Raw genomic sequence first — 14923 nt, forward strand, 5'->3', positions numbered from 1 at the left:
CTTGCCATGATCGACGTGGCCAATCGTGCCAATGTTCACATGAGGCTTGTTACGCTCGAATTTACCTTTTGCCATGTGATGTCTCCAATCTGCTCGCCCGTACGGGCCTTGAATTAAGTTACCGATGCAACCCGTTCAGGTTACGCGTATTTCTTCTGGACTTCCTGGGCGACCGCGGTCGGCACAGGCTCATAGTGATCGAACTGCATCGTGTAGGCCGCGCGGCCCTGGCTCATCGAGCGCAGGTTGTCGACGTACTTGAACATGTTGGCCAGCGGCACCATCGCGTTGATGACGACAGCCACGCCACGCGCTTCCTGGCCCTGGATCTGGCCGCGACGGCCGTTCAGGTCGCCGATGACGCTGCCGACATAGTCTTCCGGCGTCACGACTTCGACCTTCATGATCGGCTCGAGCAGCTGCACGCCAAGCTTGGGTGCGGCTTCACGGAAGCAGGCGCGGCCGGCGATTTCGAAGGCCAGAACGCTGGAGTCCACATCGTGGTAAGCGCCGTCGATAAGCGTCGCCTTGACGCCGATCATCGGGAAGCCCGCGAACGGACCCGACGACATGACGCTGTTGATGCCCTTTTCGACACCCGGGATGTATTCCTTGGGAACCGCACCGCCGACGATCTTGGTCTCGAACTCGAACTCCGAGCTTTCCGGGTTCGGTTCGAACACGATCTTGACGCGGGCGAACTGACCGGTACCGCCGGTCTGCTTCTTGTGGGTGTAGTCCTGCTCGTGCCTGCGGGTGATCGTCTCGCGGTAAGCCACCTGCGGCGCGCCGACATTGGCCTCGACCTTGAACTCGCGGCGCATGCGGTCGACGATGATGTCGAGGTGAAGCTCGCCCATGCCCGAAATGATGGTCTGGCCGCTTTCCTCGTCGGTCTTGACGCGGAAGGACGGATCCTCGGCGGCCAGGCGGTGAAGGGCGAGGCCCATCTTTTCCTGGTCGTTCTTGGTCTTCGGCTCGATGGCGATCTGGATGACCGGATCGGGGAATTCCATGCGCTCGAGGATGACCGGGTGCAGCGGATCGCTGAGCGTGTCGCCGGTGGTCGTGTCCTTGAGGCCAGCCAGAGCGACGATGTCGCCGGCAAAGGCTTCTTCGACGTCGGCGCGCGAATTCGCATGCATCTGCAGCATGCGGCCGATGCGCTCTTTCTTGCCCTTGACGGTGTTATCGACCGAGATGCCCTTGGTCAGCTTGCCCGAATAGATGCGGGCAAAGGTCAGCGAACCGACAAACGGGTCGTTCATGATCTTGAAGGCCAGCATCGACAGCGGCTCGTTGTCGTCGGCATGACGCTCGATCTCGGCGTCGGTCTTGGCGTCGACGCCCTTGATGGCGGGAACATCGGCCGGCGACGGCAGGTATTCGACGACGGCGTCGAGCAGCGGCTGCACGCCCTTGTTCTTGAAGGCCGAGCCACAGAACATCGGGTAGAACTTGACCGCGATGGTGCCCTTGCGGATCAGCGCGCGGATCTCGTCATTCGACGGCATCTTGCCTTCGAGGTAATTCTCGAGTGCCGTCTCGTCCATTTCGACAGCGGCTTCGATCATCTTCTCGCGGTATTCTTCGGCGCGAGCCTGCAGGTCGGCCGGGATCTCGACGACGTCCCAGGCAGCGCCCAGCGTCTCGTCGCGCCAGACCAGCGCGTTCATCTCGACGAGATCGACGACACCCTTGAACTCGGTCTCGGCGCCGATCGGCAACTGCATGACGACGGCATGCGCACCAAGACGCGAGCCGATCATCTCGACCGAGCGGTAGAAGTCGGCGCCGATCTTGTCCATCTTGTTGCAGAAGATCATCCGCGGAACTTTATACTTGTCGGCCTGGCGCCAGACGGTTTCCGTCTGCGGCTCGACACCGGCATTGGCATCGAGCAGCGCAATGGCGCCGTCGAGCACGCGCAGCGAACGCTCGACTTCGATGGTGAAGTCGACGTGTCCGGGAGTGTCGATGATGTTGAAGCGGTACATCTTGCCGCTGCGACCCTTCCAGAAGGTCGTGGTGGCGGCGGACGTGATGGTGATGCCGCGCTCCTGCTCCTGCTCCATCCAATCCATGGTGGCAGCGCCGTCGTGGACTTCGCCGATCTTGTGCGACTTGCCCGTGTAATAGAGGACGCGCTCGGTGGTCGTCGTCTTGCCGGCGTCAATATGCGCCATGATACCGAAATTGCGGTAGTCTTCGATTTTGTATTCGCGGGCCATCTTGGATGCCTTCTCAGTCTCGTTCGCGCTTTACCAGCGGTAGTGCGCGAAAGCGCGGTTGGCTTCAGCCATCTTGTGGGTGTCTTCACGCTTCTTCACGGCGGTGCCGCGGTTGTTAGCCGCGTCCATCAGCTCGCCGGAGAGGCGGTCGACCATGGTGGTCTCGTTGCGGTTGCGCGCAGCTGCAATCAGCCAGCGGATCGCCAGGGCCTGGCGGCGCTCGGGGCGCACATCGACCGGAACCTGGTAGGTAGCGCCGCCGACGCGGCGCGACCGGACTTCCACATGCGGCGCGACATTGTCGAGCGCCTGATGGAAGACGGTGACCGGCTCCTGCTTGGTCTTCGACTGAACCTGGTCGAGCGCACCGTAGACGATGGTCTCGGCAACCGACTTCTTGCCGTCATACATGACGGCGTTCATGAACTTGGTGACGATCAGATCGCCGAACTTCGGGTCCGGATTGATCTCACGCTTTTCTGCACTGTGACGACGCGACATGGCTTTTGTCTCTCAATCTCGTAGCCCGACGCATTCAAGCAGCGCCAGGGCCGGAAAATCTTACTTCGGACGCCCCTTACTTCGGACGCTTGGCGCCGTACTTCGAACGGCGCTGCTTGCGGTTCTTCACGCCCTGCGTGTCGAGCACGCCGCGGATGATGTGGTAGCGCACGCCCGGAAGATCCTTGACGCGGCCGCCGCGGATCATGACCACGGAGTGTTCCTGAAGGTTGTGGCCTTCGCCGGGGATGTAGCCGATCACTTCAAAGCCGTTGGTCAGGCGGATCTTGGCCACCTTGCGCAGTGCCGAGTTCGGCTTCTTCGGCGTCGTTGTATAGACGCGCGTGCAGACGCCCCGCTTCTGCGGGTTCTGCTGCATGGCCGGGACCTTGTTGCGCTTCACCGGCGCAATGCGCGGCTTGCGGATCAGCTGGTTGACGGTAGGCATTAAACCCTCTTGTCTCTCAATTCCGTGTCTCGCCCGGTCAGGGCCGCTCAAAGCGCCAATTCCATACGCAAATTCGGGCCATAAACCGCGCCTCGCGGTCCTGCCCGAACAAAATGCAGAGGAAGCGGGAACCGCTTCATGCGCGCCGGAAATGTCTTTTCGCTCGTAAAACGAACCCTGTTTGAGGCAAACTCCAAAGCGTGTCGCTTCGGAAGGGAGAGCCTCACATCGGTTCTGACTGGGCGGCTTCTACTCGTAAGACCGTGAACCGTCAACCCCGGCACGCCAAATATTGCGCGCTGACGACGGCTTGGCAGCCATGCGAAAAACGCATGTAATTTTCTTTCTTCGTTTTGCAAGGCAGAGGAAGAAAGTGACCGGGGCAGACAAGAAAGTGACCGGCTTTTGGCTGTCATGCGCGGGTTCTTCATGGCAAAAGGCGCCATGGACAGCCCAAAACCCCTCGCCCGCACCCGTCTCAAAAGGAATCAGCCCGTGAACGACAATGAGGAGCGCCCGGTCACCATCGTCACCGGCCGCGTCTGGAAAAAGAAGGGCGGCAAGCTGGAAGGCGTGCATGTGATGCTGGTCGCGCCCGACGACGATTCGGCCGTGCGCCGGGTGCTCGAATCGCTTGCGGCCGAAGGCTATGCCGAGGTCGAGCTCGACCAGATCGGCGATATGGACGGCGAACCCGACGAGGAGCCGCATCTGTCGGCCTTCCAGGGCGCGCTCGAAGGCGAAGTGTCGATCGTTACGTTCGAGGTTCCGCTCTGAGCGTCGCCGGCTGCTTGCGCCTGTCACCGCGCCGGCTTGCCCGGCACCGGTTCTCTGCTAAGAACCGGGCGACTTAACCAGCCAAATTCGAATCCGCGGAGTTCCCATGCCCTCGAACAATGGTCCCATCAAGCTCGGCATCGTCGGCGTCGGCAAGATCGTGCGCGACCAGCATCTGCCGGCAGTGGCCAAGGATGCGGACTACCGCCTCATCGCCGCTGCCAGCCGGCACGGCAAGGTGGACGGCATCCCGAATTTTCCGACCATTGAGGCGATGCTCGACGCGGTGCCCGACCTCGAGGCCGTCTCGCTGTGCATGCCGCCGCAGTTCCGCTACGACGCGGCACGCACCGCGCTGATGGCGAAGAAGCATGTTTTCCTGGAGAAGCCGCCGGGCGCTACGGTCAGTGAGGTCGAGGACCTGAAGCAGCTGGCGGCAGCCAATGGCGTTTCACTGTTCGCCAGCTGGCATTCGCGCTACGCGCCGGCAGTGGAGGCCGCGCGCGCCTTCCTAGCGTCGGCCAAGGTCAACTCGGCTGCCATCGCCTGGAAGGAAGATGTCCGCCGCTGGCATCCGAACCAGGATTGGATCTGGGCGCCGGGCGGTTTCGGCGTCTTCGATCCCGGCATAAACGCACTGTCGATCGCAACCCACATCCTGCCGGCGATGTTCATCACCTCGGCCGTCCTCGACTTCCCGGAAAACCGCGCCTCGCCTGTGGCGGCCCACGTGACCTTCCGTACCTCGGATGGGTTGCCGGTGACCATGGAGCTCGACTGGCTGCAGACGGGACCACAGAGCTGGGACATCCTGGCCGACACCGACAAGGGCAAGATGGTGCTGTCCGGCGGCGGCACCAAGCTCGCCATCGACGGCAAGGTGGTTCACGACGAGCCGGAGGCCGAATATCCCCAGCTTTACCGGCGCTTCGCTGAAATCGTACGCGCCGGCGTCTCCGATGTCGATTTGGCACCCCTGCAGCACGTGGCCGACGCCTTCATGCTCGGCAAGCGCAATGTGGTGGGAGCGTTCTTCGATTGAACGATGAGTTCTGCCGGACCGCAGTCCGGACACTCACCATGCAGCCTTACTCGACGATCGCAATCGCAAAGCCGTCATAGCCTTTGGCGCCGACGGTCTGGATGGCGGTGCCGTCCAGGCGCTTGTCGCCGCCGATGAAGGAAAACGCACCGCGTGCGCCTTCGACATACGCGTCACGGCCATCGTCGTTGAGCACGGTGCCGTCGCGGATGACGTTGTCGCAGATGATGACCGTCCCCGGCCGCGACAGGCGCATGGCCCATGACAGATAATTCGGGTTGTTCGGCTTGTCCGCGTCGATGAAGATCAGATCGAACGGACCGGCATTTTCGGCAGCCAGCGTCTCAAGCGACTGAAGCGCGGGGCCGATCCTGAGCTCGACCTTGTCCGGCACCCCTGCCCGCTCGAGATTCGAGTGCGCGACTTTTGCATGATGCGGCTCGAGTTCGAGCGTCACGATCTTGCCGCCGACGGGCAATCCCCTTGCCATCCAGATGGTCGAGTAGCCGCCAAGCGTGCCGATCTCCAGCACCTTCCTGGCGCCGCTGATGCGGACCAGCAGCGACAGCAGCTTGCCCTGCGCCGGCGATACGTCGATGGCCGGCAGGCCCTGGTCGCGGTTGGCCGCAAGCACCGCTTCGAGGATGGGATCTGCCTCGAAGAGAGAGGAAACGATGTAGTCGTCGACGTCAGTCCAAACCTTCTTGCTCATGTTTTCCTCGATTCGATTGGGGGTCAAAACGCGAAAAGGGGCCACTGGGGCCCCCTTCCTTCTTCTCGTCCTACCGCGCTTACTGCGCGGCGTTGACCATGTCGGTCAGCATCGGCTCGGCGACCTCGACACCGGACGCCTTGCGGCGCTCGTCGATGATCAGTTCGTCGCGCGAGGTGGCGATGCGCCGGATCTGGCTCATCGTGCCGCCGGTACCGGCCGGGATCAGCCGGCCGACGATGACGTTTTCCTTCAGGCCCTGCAGCATGTCGGTCTTGCCGGCAACCGCAGCTTCGGTCAGCACCCTGGTCGTCTCCTGGAAGGAGGCGGCCGAGATGAAGGAAGGCGTCTGCAGCGAGGCCTTGGTTATGCCCAGCAGCACCGGCTGGCCTTCGGCCGGCTTCTTGCCGTCCTCGACCAGGCGCTCGTTGACCTCTTCCAGTTCGATCACGTCGACGTGGTCGCCCGGAATGTAGGTCGAGTCGCCCTGTACCGTGATCTCAACCTTCTGCAGCATCTGGCGAACGATCACCTCGATGTGCTTGTCGTTGATCGACACGCCCTGCAGACGGTAGACTTCCTGGATTTCGTTCACGAGGTAGGAAGCAAGTGCTTCCACGCCCTTGATCGCCAGGATGTCGTGCGGCGCCGGATTGCCGTCGAGGATGTAGTCGCCCTTCTCGATGACGTCGCCGTCCTGGAGATGGAACGGCTTGCCCTTCGGGATCAGGTATTCGACCGGCTCAAGCGTCGAGTCATGCGGCTCGATGATGATGCGGCGCTTGTTCTTGTAGTCGCGGCCGAAGCGGATCGTGCCATCGATCTCGGCGATGATGGCGTGATCCTTCGGACGACGTGCCTCGAACAGCTCGGCAACACGCGGCAGACCGCCGGTGATGTCCTTGGTCTTCGCGCTTTCCATCGGGATACGCGCCAAAACGTCGCCGGGACGAACCTGCGAACCCGGCTCGACCGAAAGAATGGCCTCGACCGAGAGCAGGAAGCGGGCGTCGCCGCCCTTCGACAGCTTGCCGACCTTGCCCTTGGGGTCAAGGATGGCGATCGCCGGCTTGAGGTCGTTGCCGCGTGGCGTCGAGCGCCAGTCGATGACCTCGCGCTTGGTGATGCCGGTCGATTCGTCGGCCGTTTCCTGAACGGAAATGCCGTCGACCAGATCCTCGTACGACACCTTGCCTTCGATTTCGGTAAGGACAGGGCGGGTATAGGGATCCCATTCGGCGATACGCTGGCCCCGCTTCACCTTGTCGCCATCGTCCACGAAGATGCGCGAACCATAGGTAAGGCGATGCGAGGCACGCTCCTTGCCGGCTTCGTCGAGGATCAGCACCGCCATGTTGCGGCCCATGACCATCTGCTGGCCGTCCGAGTTGCGCACCACGTTGCGGTTGCGGATCTCGACCTTGCCCTCATACGAGGCTTCAAGGAACGAGCTGTCCACCACCTGCGCCGTACCGCCCATGTGGAAGGTACGCATGGTGAGCTGGGTGCCCGGCTCGCCGATCGACTGCGCCGCGATGACGCCGACGGCTTCGCCCTGGTTGACCGGGGTGCCGCGGGCAAGATCGCGTCCGTAGCAGACCGCGCACACGCCGATCCTGACCTCGCAGGTCAGTGCCGAGCGAATGCGGACCGACTGCACGCCGGCCTTTTCGATCTTTTCCACGTCACGTTCGTCCATCAGCGTTCCGGCCTTGACCAGAACTTCGCCCGAAACCGGATGCGTGATGTCGTCGAGCGAGGTGCGGCCCAGCACGCGCTGACCGACCGAAGCAACGACCTGACCGGCATCGACGATCGGCTGCATGGTGAGGCCCTTGTCGGTGCCGCAATCCACGGAGTTGACGATGCAGTCCTGCGCCACGTCGACCAGACGACGGGTGAGGTAACCCGAGTTCGCCGTCTTCAAGGCGGTGTCGGCCAGACCCTTGCGGGCGCCGTGGGTCGAGTTGAAGTACTCGAGCACGGTCAGGCCTTCCTTGAAGTTCGAGATGATCGGCGTCTCGATGATTTCACCCGAGGGCTTTGCCATCAGGCCGCGCATGCCGGCGAGCTGACGCATCTGGGTGGGCGAACCACGCGCACCCGAATGCGACATCATGTAGATCGAGTTCATTGGCTTTTGACGGCCACTGTCCTCGAACTCGACGGCCTTGATGCGGGCCATCATCTCGTCGGCGACCTTTTCCGAGCACTTGGCCCAGGCGTCGACGACCTTGTTGTACTTCTCGCCCTGCGTGATCAGGCCGTCATTGTACTGCTGCTCGTATTCCTTGGCCAAAGCTTCGGTGTCGGAAACCAGCTTGATCTTGGCGTCCGGGATCAGCATGTCGTCCTTGCCGAACGAAATGCCGGCGCGGCAGGCGTGGCTGAAGCCGAGGGCCATGATGCGGTCGCAGAAAATGACCGTCTCCTTCTGACCGCAGTGGCGGTAGACGGTGTCGATCATCTTGGAGATGTTCTTCTTGGTCATCTCCTGGTTGGCCGTCTCGTAAGGCACATTGACGTTCTTCGGCAGCAGCTCGCCGATGATCATGCGGCCAGGCGTGGTGTCGTAGATTTTCGACACGACCTTGCCTTCGGCGTCGACCGTGCGGAAGCGACCCTTGATCTTGGAGTGCAGCGTCACCGCCTTGGTCTCGAGCGCATGCTGGAGTTCGCCCATGTCGGCAAACACCATGCCTTCGCCCGGCTCGTTCTGATTGACGATCGAGAGATAGTAGAGACCCAGAACCATGTCCTGCGACGGCACGATGATCGGCGCGCCGGAAGCCGGGTGCAGGATGTTGTTGGTCGACATCATCAGCACGCGGGCTTCAAGCTGCGCTTCCAGCGACAGCGGCACGTGAACGGCCATCTGGTCGCCGTCGAAGTCGGCGTTGAAGGCCGTGCAGACCAGCGGATGCAGCTGGATCGCCTTGCCTTCGATCAGGATCGGCTCGAACGCCTGGATGCCGAGGCGGTGCAGCGTCGGTGCACGGTTCAGCAGCACCGGATGCTCGCGAATGACCTCGTCGAGGATATCCCAGACTTCCGGACGCTCCTTCTCGACCAGCTTCTTGGCCTGCTTGACGGTCGAGGAGAACCCCTTGGCGTCGAGGCGGGCGTAGATGAACGGCTTGAACAGTTCGAGCGCCATCTTCTTCGGCAGGCCGCATTGGTGCAGCTTGAGCTCCGGACCGGTGACGATGACCGAACGGCCCGAATAGTCGACGCGCTTGCCGAGCAGGTTCTGGCGGAACCGGCCCTGCTTGCCCTTCAACATGTCGGACAGCGACTTCAGCGGACGCTTGTTGGCGCCGGTGATGACGCGGCCGCGACGGCCGTTGTCGAACAGCGCATCGACGGCTTCCTGCAGCATGCGCTTTTCATTGCGCACGATGATGCCGGGCGCGCGCAGCTCGATCAGCCGCTTCAGGCGGTTGTTGCGGTTGATGACGCGGCGATAGAGATCGTTCAGGTCGGACGTCGCGAAACGGCCGCCATCCAGAGGAACCAGCGGGCGCAGGTCCGGCGGGATCACCGGAACCACCTTCATGATCATCCATTCCGGACGGTTGCCGGACTCCATGAAGTTCTCGACGACCTTGAGCCGCTTCAGATACTTCTTCTGCTTCAGCTCGGACGTGGTCGAAGCCAGTTCCGAACGCAGGTCGCCGGCGATCTTCTCCAGGTCCATGCCGGCCAGAAGGTCATGAATGGCCTCGGCGCCGATCATGGCGGTGAACGAATCCTCGCCATACTCGTCGACGGCGATCATGTACTCTTCCTCGCTGAGCAGCTGGTGCTCCTTCAGCGCGGTGAGGCCAGGCTCGGTAACGATGTAGTTCTCGAAGTAGAGGACGCGCTCGATGTCCTTCAGGGTCATGTCGAGCAGCGTGCCGATGCGCGACGGCAGCGACTTCAGGAACCAGATGTGAGCGACAGGTGCCGCCAGCTCGATGTGGCCCATGCGCTCGCGGCGAACGCGCGACAGCGTGACTTCGACGCCGCACTTTTCGCAGATGACGCCCTTGTACTTCATGCGCTTGTACTTGCCGCACAGGCATTCATAGTCCTTGATCGGGCCAAAAATGCGCGCGCAGAACAGACCGTCACGCTCCGGCTTGAAGGTGCGGTAGTTGATGGTCTCCGGCTTCTTGATCTCGCCGAACGACCAGGACAGAATCTTCTCAGGGCTGGCGAGCGATATCCGGATGGAATCGAACACCTGCGCCGGCGCCTGCGGATTGAAGAGATTCATGACCTCTTGGTTCATGCCGTTCTCCTTTTCGGGGTCCTCGAAAACCCCTTGCATCTAACGCGGGCCAAATGCCCGCTGAGTGGTCGGCCCACTGGCCGTAGAATTTGTTGCATCCGGTCGCGGCGTTCCGCGACCGGATGTCTTGTTTACTCGGCCGCGCCCCTATTCGGCAGCATCTGGCAGCCGGACAGGGTTGTCGTCGAGCTTGGTATTCTCCAGCTCGACATTGAGGCCGAGAGACCGCATTTCCTTGACGAGCACGTTGAAGCTCTCGGGAATGCCGGCCTCGAACGTGTCGTCGCCGCGCACGATCGCCTCGTAGACCTTGGTGCGGCCGGCGACGTCGTCCGACTTCACCGTCAGCATTTCCTGCAGCGTGTAGGCGGCGCCATAGGCTTCCAGCGCCCAGACCTCCATTTCGCCGAAGCGCTGGCCACCGAACTGCGCCTTGCCGCCCAGCGGCTGCTGGGTAACGAGCGAGTAGGGACCGATCGAACGCGCGTGGATCTTGTCGTCTACCAGGTGGTGAAGCTTGAGCATATAGATATAGCCCATCGTCACCTTGCGATCGAACGGCTCGCCTGTGCGTCCGTCATAGAGCTGCGACTGACCGCTGGTGTGCAGGCCCGCCTGCTCCAGCATGATGTTGATGTCGACTTCATGCGCGCCGTCGAACACCGGTGTCGCGATGGAGACGCCGCGGCGCATCTGCTCGCTCAGGCGAACGATGCTCTCGTCGTCATATTCGCGGACCGGCTCGTTGCGGTCATTGGCCGGGATGAAGCTCTCGAGCGTCTTGCGCAACGGCTTGATGTCTCCAGCCGTCTTGTACGCGTCGATCAGCTCGCCGATCTTCTTGCCCATGCCCGCGCATGCCCAGCCCAGATGGGTTTCCAGGATCTGGCCGACATTCATGCGGCTCGGCACACCCAGCGGGTTGAGCACGATATCGGCATGCGTGCCGTCCTCGAGGAAAGGCATGTCCTCGATCGGAACGATCCGCGACACGACACCCTTGTTGCCGTGACGTCCGGCCATCTTGTCGCCCGGCTGCATCTTGCGCTTCACGGCCACGAAGACCTTGACCATCTTCATGACGCCCGGAGGCATTTCGTCGCCGCGCTGGACCTTCTCGACCTTGTCCATGAAGCGCTGCTCGAGCGCCTTCTTGGAATCGTCGTACTGGCCACGCAGGGCTTCCAGTTCGCTCTGGAGCTTTTCGTTCTCCACCGCAAACTGCCACCACTGCGAACGCGGATACTCGTCCAGCGTGTCCTTCGACAGCTTCGAGCCCTTCTTGAAGCCCTTCGGCCCGGCAATCGCTTCCTTGCCGACGAGAACGTCGGAAAGGCGTGAATAGACGTTGCGGTCGAGGATCGCCTGCTCGTCGTCGCGGTCCTTGGCGAGGCGTTCGATCTCCTCGCGTTCGATCGCCATGGCGCGCTCGTCCTTCTCGACGCCGTGGCGGTTGAAGACGCGCACTTCGACGACGGTGCCGAAGGTGCCCGGAGGCATGCGCATCGAGGTGTCGCGAACGTCGGACGCCTTTTCACCGAAGATGGCGCGCAGGAGCTTTTCTTCCGGCGTCATCGGGCTTTCGCCCTTCGGCGTGATCTTGCCGACCAGGATGTCGCCCGGCTGCACTTCCGCGCCGATATAGACGATGCCGGCTTCGTCGAGGTTCTTCAGCGCTTCTTCCGAAACGTTCGGAATGTCGCGCGTGATTTCCTCCGGTCCAAGCTTGGTGTCGCGGGCCATGACCTCGAATTCCTCGATGTGGATCGAGGTGAAGACGTCGTCGGCCACGATGCGCTCGGAGAGCAGGATCGAGTCCTCGTAGTTGTAGCCGTTCCACGGCATGAACGCGACCAGCACGTTGCGGCCGAGCGCCAGATCGCCGAGCTCGGTCGAGGGACCGTCGGCGATGATGTCGCCCTTGTTGACGCGGTCGCCCATGCGCACCAGCGGACGCTGGTTGATGCAGGTGTTCTGGTTCGAACGCTGGAACTTCATCAGCCGGTAGATGTCGACGCCCGACTTGCCGGGATCGAGATCTTCCGTGGCGCGGATGACGATACGCGTCGCGTCCACCTGGTCGACGATGCCGCCGCGGCGGGCGCCGATGGCGGCGCCCGAGTCACGGGCAACGATCGGCTCCATGCCGGTGCCGACGAACGGCGCTTCGGCGCGCACCAGCGGCACGGCCTGACGCTGCATGTTGGAGCCCATCAGCGCGCGGTTGGCGTCGTCGTTCTCGAGGAACGGGATCAGCGCCGCGGCCACGGACACCATCTGCTTGGGCGACACGTCCATCAGATCGACGTTTTCGCGCGGCGCCATCATCACTTCGCCGGCGCTGCGGCAAATGACGAATTCGTCGACGAAACCACCATTCTTGTCGAGCTCGGCATTGGCCTGCGCAACGTGGTGCTTGGACTCTTCCATAGCGGAGAGATAGACGACCTCATTGGTCAGCTTGCCGTTGACGATCTTGCGGTACGGGCTTTCGATGAAGCCGTACTTGTTGACGCGCGCGAAGGTCGCCAGCGAGTTGATCAGACCGATATTCGGGCCTTCCGGCGTCTCGATCGGGCAGATGCGGCCGTAATGCGTCGGGTGCACGTCGCGCACTTCGAAGCCGGCGCGCTCGCGGGTCAGACCGCCCGGGCCAAGTGCCGACAGGCGGCGCTTGTGGGTGATCTCCGACAGCGGGTTGGTCTGATCCATGAACTGCGACAGCTGCGAGGAACCGAAGAACTCGCGCACGGCGGCAGCCGCCGGCTTGGCGTTGATCAGGTCCTGCGGCATCACCGTATCGATCTCGATCGAGGACATACGTTCCTTGATCGCGCGCTCCATGCGCAGCAGGCCGACGCGGTACTGGTTCTCCATCAGCTCGCCGACAGAACGCACGCGGCGGTTGCCGAGATTGTCGATGTCGTCGATCTCGCCCTTGCCGTCGCGCAGCTCGACCAGCGTCTTGACCACGGCCAGGATGTCGTCCTTGCGCAGCACACGCACGGTATCCTCAGCCTTGAGCTCGAGGCGCATGTTCATCTTGACGCGGCCGACGGCCGACAGGTCGTAGCGCTCCGAGTCGAAGAACAGCGAGTTGAACATGGCTTCGGCGGTTTCAAGCGTCGGCGGCTCGCCCGGGCGCATGACACGGTAGATGTCGAACAGTGCGTCCTGGCGGCTCTCGTTCTTGTCGACGTTGAGCGTATTGCGGATGTAGGCGCCGACATTGACGTGGTCGATGTCGAGAACCTTGATCTCGCTTTCGCCCGTGCCGAGCAGCACCTTCAGCGTCTTTTCGTCGATCTCGTCGCCGGCTTCGAGGAAAATCTCGCCGGTGCCGTAGTTGACGATGTCCTCGGCCAGGTAGTTGCCGAGCAGATCCTCGTCGGTCGCCTTGATCGCCTTCAGACCCTTTTCGCCAAGCGCCCTTGCCTGGCGGGCGGTGATCTTCTTGCCGGCCTCGACGACAACTTCGCCGGTGTCGGCATCGACGAGGTCGCCAACGGCCTTCAGGCCGCGGAAACGCTCGACGTTGAACGGGATGCGCCAGTGGTCGCCGGCGCGCTTGTAGGTGATCTTGTTGTAGAAGGTCGACAGGATCTCTTCGCCGTCCATGCCGAGCGCCATCAAGAGCGACGTCACCGGAATCTTGCGGCGGCGGTCGATACGGGCGTGCACGACGTCCTTGGAATCGAACTCGATGTCGAGCCACGAACCGCGATAGGGAATGACGCGCGCCGCAAACAAAAGCTTGCCCGAGGAGTGCGACTTGCCCTTGTCATGGTCGAAGAAGACGCCCGGCGAACGGTGCATCTGCGAGACGATGACGCGCTCCGTGCCATTGACGATGAAGGTGCCGTTGAGCGTCATGAGCGGCATGTCGCCCATATAGACGTCCTGCTCCTTGATGTCCTTGATCGACTTTGCGCCGGTATCCTCGTCGATATCGAACACGATGAGGCGCAGCGTCACCTTGAGTGGCGCGGCATAGGTCAGGTCGCGCTGACGGCATTCGTCAACGTCGAATTTCGGTCCTTCGAACTCGTACTTCACGAACTCCAGCATCGAGGAGCCGGAGAAATCGGAGATCGGGAAAACCGACTTGAAAACGGCCTGCAGTCCCTCGTCCGGACGCCCACCCTTGGGCTCCGCCACCATCAGGAACTGGTCATAGGATGCTTTTTGAACCTCGATCAGGTTCGGCATCTCCGCAACTTCCGGAATCTTTCCGAAGAACTTGCGTACGCGTCTGCGGCCATTGAAAGTCTGGGTCTGGGCCATCGTCGCTCCTTAGCTATAAACTCGGGGCGAGCCTCGCCGCGGCTCACCTTGCATGCGCGGCCACCTCGGCGGCGGCCCCTGATCTGTTTCCCGCCGCCTGGCGGCGACGGCTAAAACGGGAGAAAACCCGTTTCCTGAAGGCCGGTTTCGGCCCTCAGGAAAGAGGTTCTCGTACATCTCGCGCTACGCATCCTCCCCTCTGGTGAAGGGAGTGGCGGACGGCGCGAGGCCGCCCGCCGCTTTTACGCTTACTTCAGGTCGACCTTGGCGCCGGCTGCTTCCAGCTGGGCCTTGAACTTCTCAGCGTCAGCCTTGGAAACGGCTTCCTTGACCGGCTTCGGAGCTGCTTCGACCAGATCCTTGGCTTCCTTGAGGCCCAGGCCGGTGATGGCGCGGACTTCCTTGATGACGTTGATCTTCTGAGCGCCTGCCTCGGTGAGGACGACGTCGAATTCCGTCTTTTCCTCAGCCGGAGCAGCAGCAGCGGCAGCGCCGCCGGCAGCGGCAACCGCCACCGGAGCAGCAGCCGAAACGCCCCACTTTTCTTCCAGAAGCTTCGACAACTCGGCCGCCTCGAGGACGGTCAGCTTCGAAAGGTCGTCTACGATCTTTGCCAGATCAGCCATTGTTGTATTCCTTCATCAGGTTCGAA

General features: G+C 62.2%; 9 protein-coding genes. 2 read left to right on the plus strand and 7 right to left on the minus strand.

What is annotated here, in order from left to right; genetic code table 11:
* Window positions 1-140 precede the first annotated feature (140 nt).
* The 3 genes from fusA to rpsL form a co-directional block, all read right to left on the minus strand.
* Entirely contained in the window at window positions 141-2231 is a 2091-nt protein-coding gene (fusA, locus tag X726_RS166550) for an elongation factor G (RefSeq protein WP_023667430.1), read from the minus strand.
* Window positions 2232-2261: 30 nt separating this feature from the next.
* The gene (gene rpsG / locus X726_RS166545) at window positions 2262-2732 is read right to left on the minus strand and encodes a 30S ribosomal protein S7 (protein ID WP_008875664.1); all 471 of its coding nucleotides are present in this window, start codon (window positions 2730-2732) and stop codon (window positions 2262-2264) included.
* 76 nt (window positions 2733-2808) lie between these two features.
* Window positions 2809-3180 (minus strand): 30S ribosomal protein S12, encoded by a 372-nt coding sequence (gene rpsL / locus X726_RS166540; protein ID WP_006333356.1) that lies wholly within the window; start codon window positions 3178-3180, stop codon window positions 2809-2811.
* 495 nt (window positions 3181-3675) lie between these two features.
* On the opposite strand from rpsL, the gene X726_RS166535 reads away from it, so the two are divergent.
* Window positions 3676-3957, plus strand: a complete 282-nt coding sequence (locus X726_RS166535; RefSeq protein ID WP_023667431.1) for a hypothetical protein — start codon at window positions 3676-3678, stop codon at window positions 3955-3957.
* Between the two features lie 106 nt (window positions 3958-4063).
* Window positions 4064-4999, plus strand: a complete 936-nt coding sequence (locus X726_RS166530) for a Gfo/Idh/MocA family oxidoreductase (protein WP_023667432.1) — start codon at window positions 4064-4066, stop codon at window positions 4997-4999.
* A 46-nt stretch (window positions 5000-5045) separates the two neighbouring features.
* Here X726_RS166530 and X726_RS166525 read toward each other — a convergent pair whose 3' ends face one another.
* The 4 genes from X726_RS166525 to rplL all read right to left on the minus strand — a co-directional run bounded on the left by X726_RS166525 (window position 5046) and on the right by rplL (window position 14897).
* Window positions 5046-5711 (minus strand): O-methyltransferase, encoded by a 666-nt coding sequence (locus X726_RS166525; RefSeq protein WP_023667433.1) that lies wholly within the window; start codon window positions 5709-5711, stop codon window positions 5046-5048.
* Between the two features lie 79 nt (window positions 5712-5790).
* Window positions 5791-9987, minus strand: coding sequence for a DNA-directed RNA polymerase subunit beta' (rpoC, locus tag X726_RS166520; RefSeq protein ID WP_023667434.1), 4197 nt, complete (start codon window positions 9985-9987; stop codon window positions 5791-5793).
* A 147-nt stretch (window positions 9988-10134) separates the two neighbouring features.
* Complete coding sequence (gene rpoB / locus X726_RS166515; protein WP_023667435.1) at window positions 10135-14271, minus strand: DNA-directed RNA polymerase subunit beta; 4137 nt, start codon at window positions 14269-14271, stop codon at window positions 10135-10137.
* Window positions 14272-14519: 248 nt separating this feature from the next.
* Complete coding sequence (gene rplL / locus X726_RS166510; RefSeq protein WP_023667436.1) at window positions 14520-14897, minus strand: 50S ribosomal protein L7/L12; 378 nt, start codon at window positions 14895-14897, stop codon at window positions 14520-14522.
* Window positions 14898-14923 lie beyond the last annotated feature (26 nt).

Origin of the sequence: Mesorhizobium sp. LSJC285A00, from assembly GCF_000503155.1 — a bacterium.
In the GTDB taxonomy this organism is placed as follows: Bacteria; Pseudomonadota; Alphaproteobacteria; order Rhizobiales; family Rhizobiaceae; genus Mesorhizobium.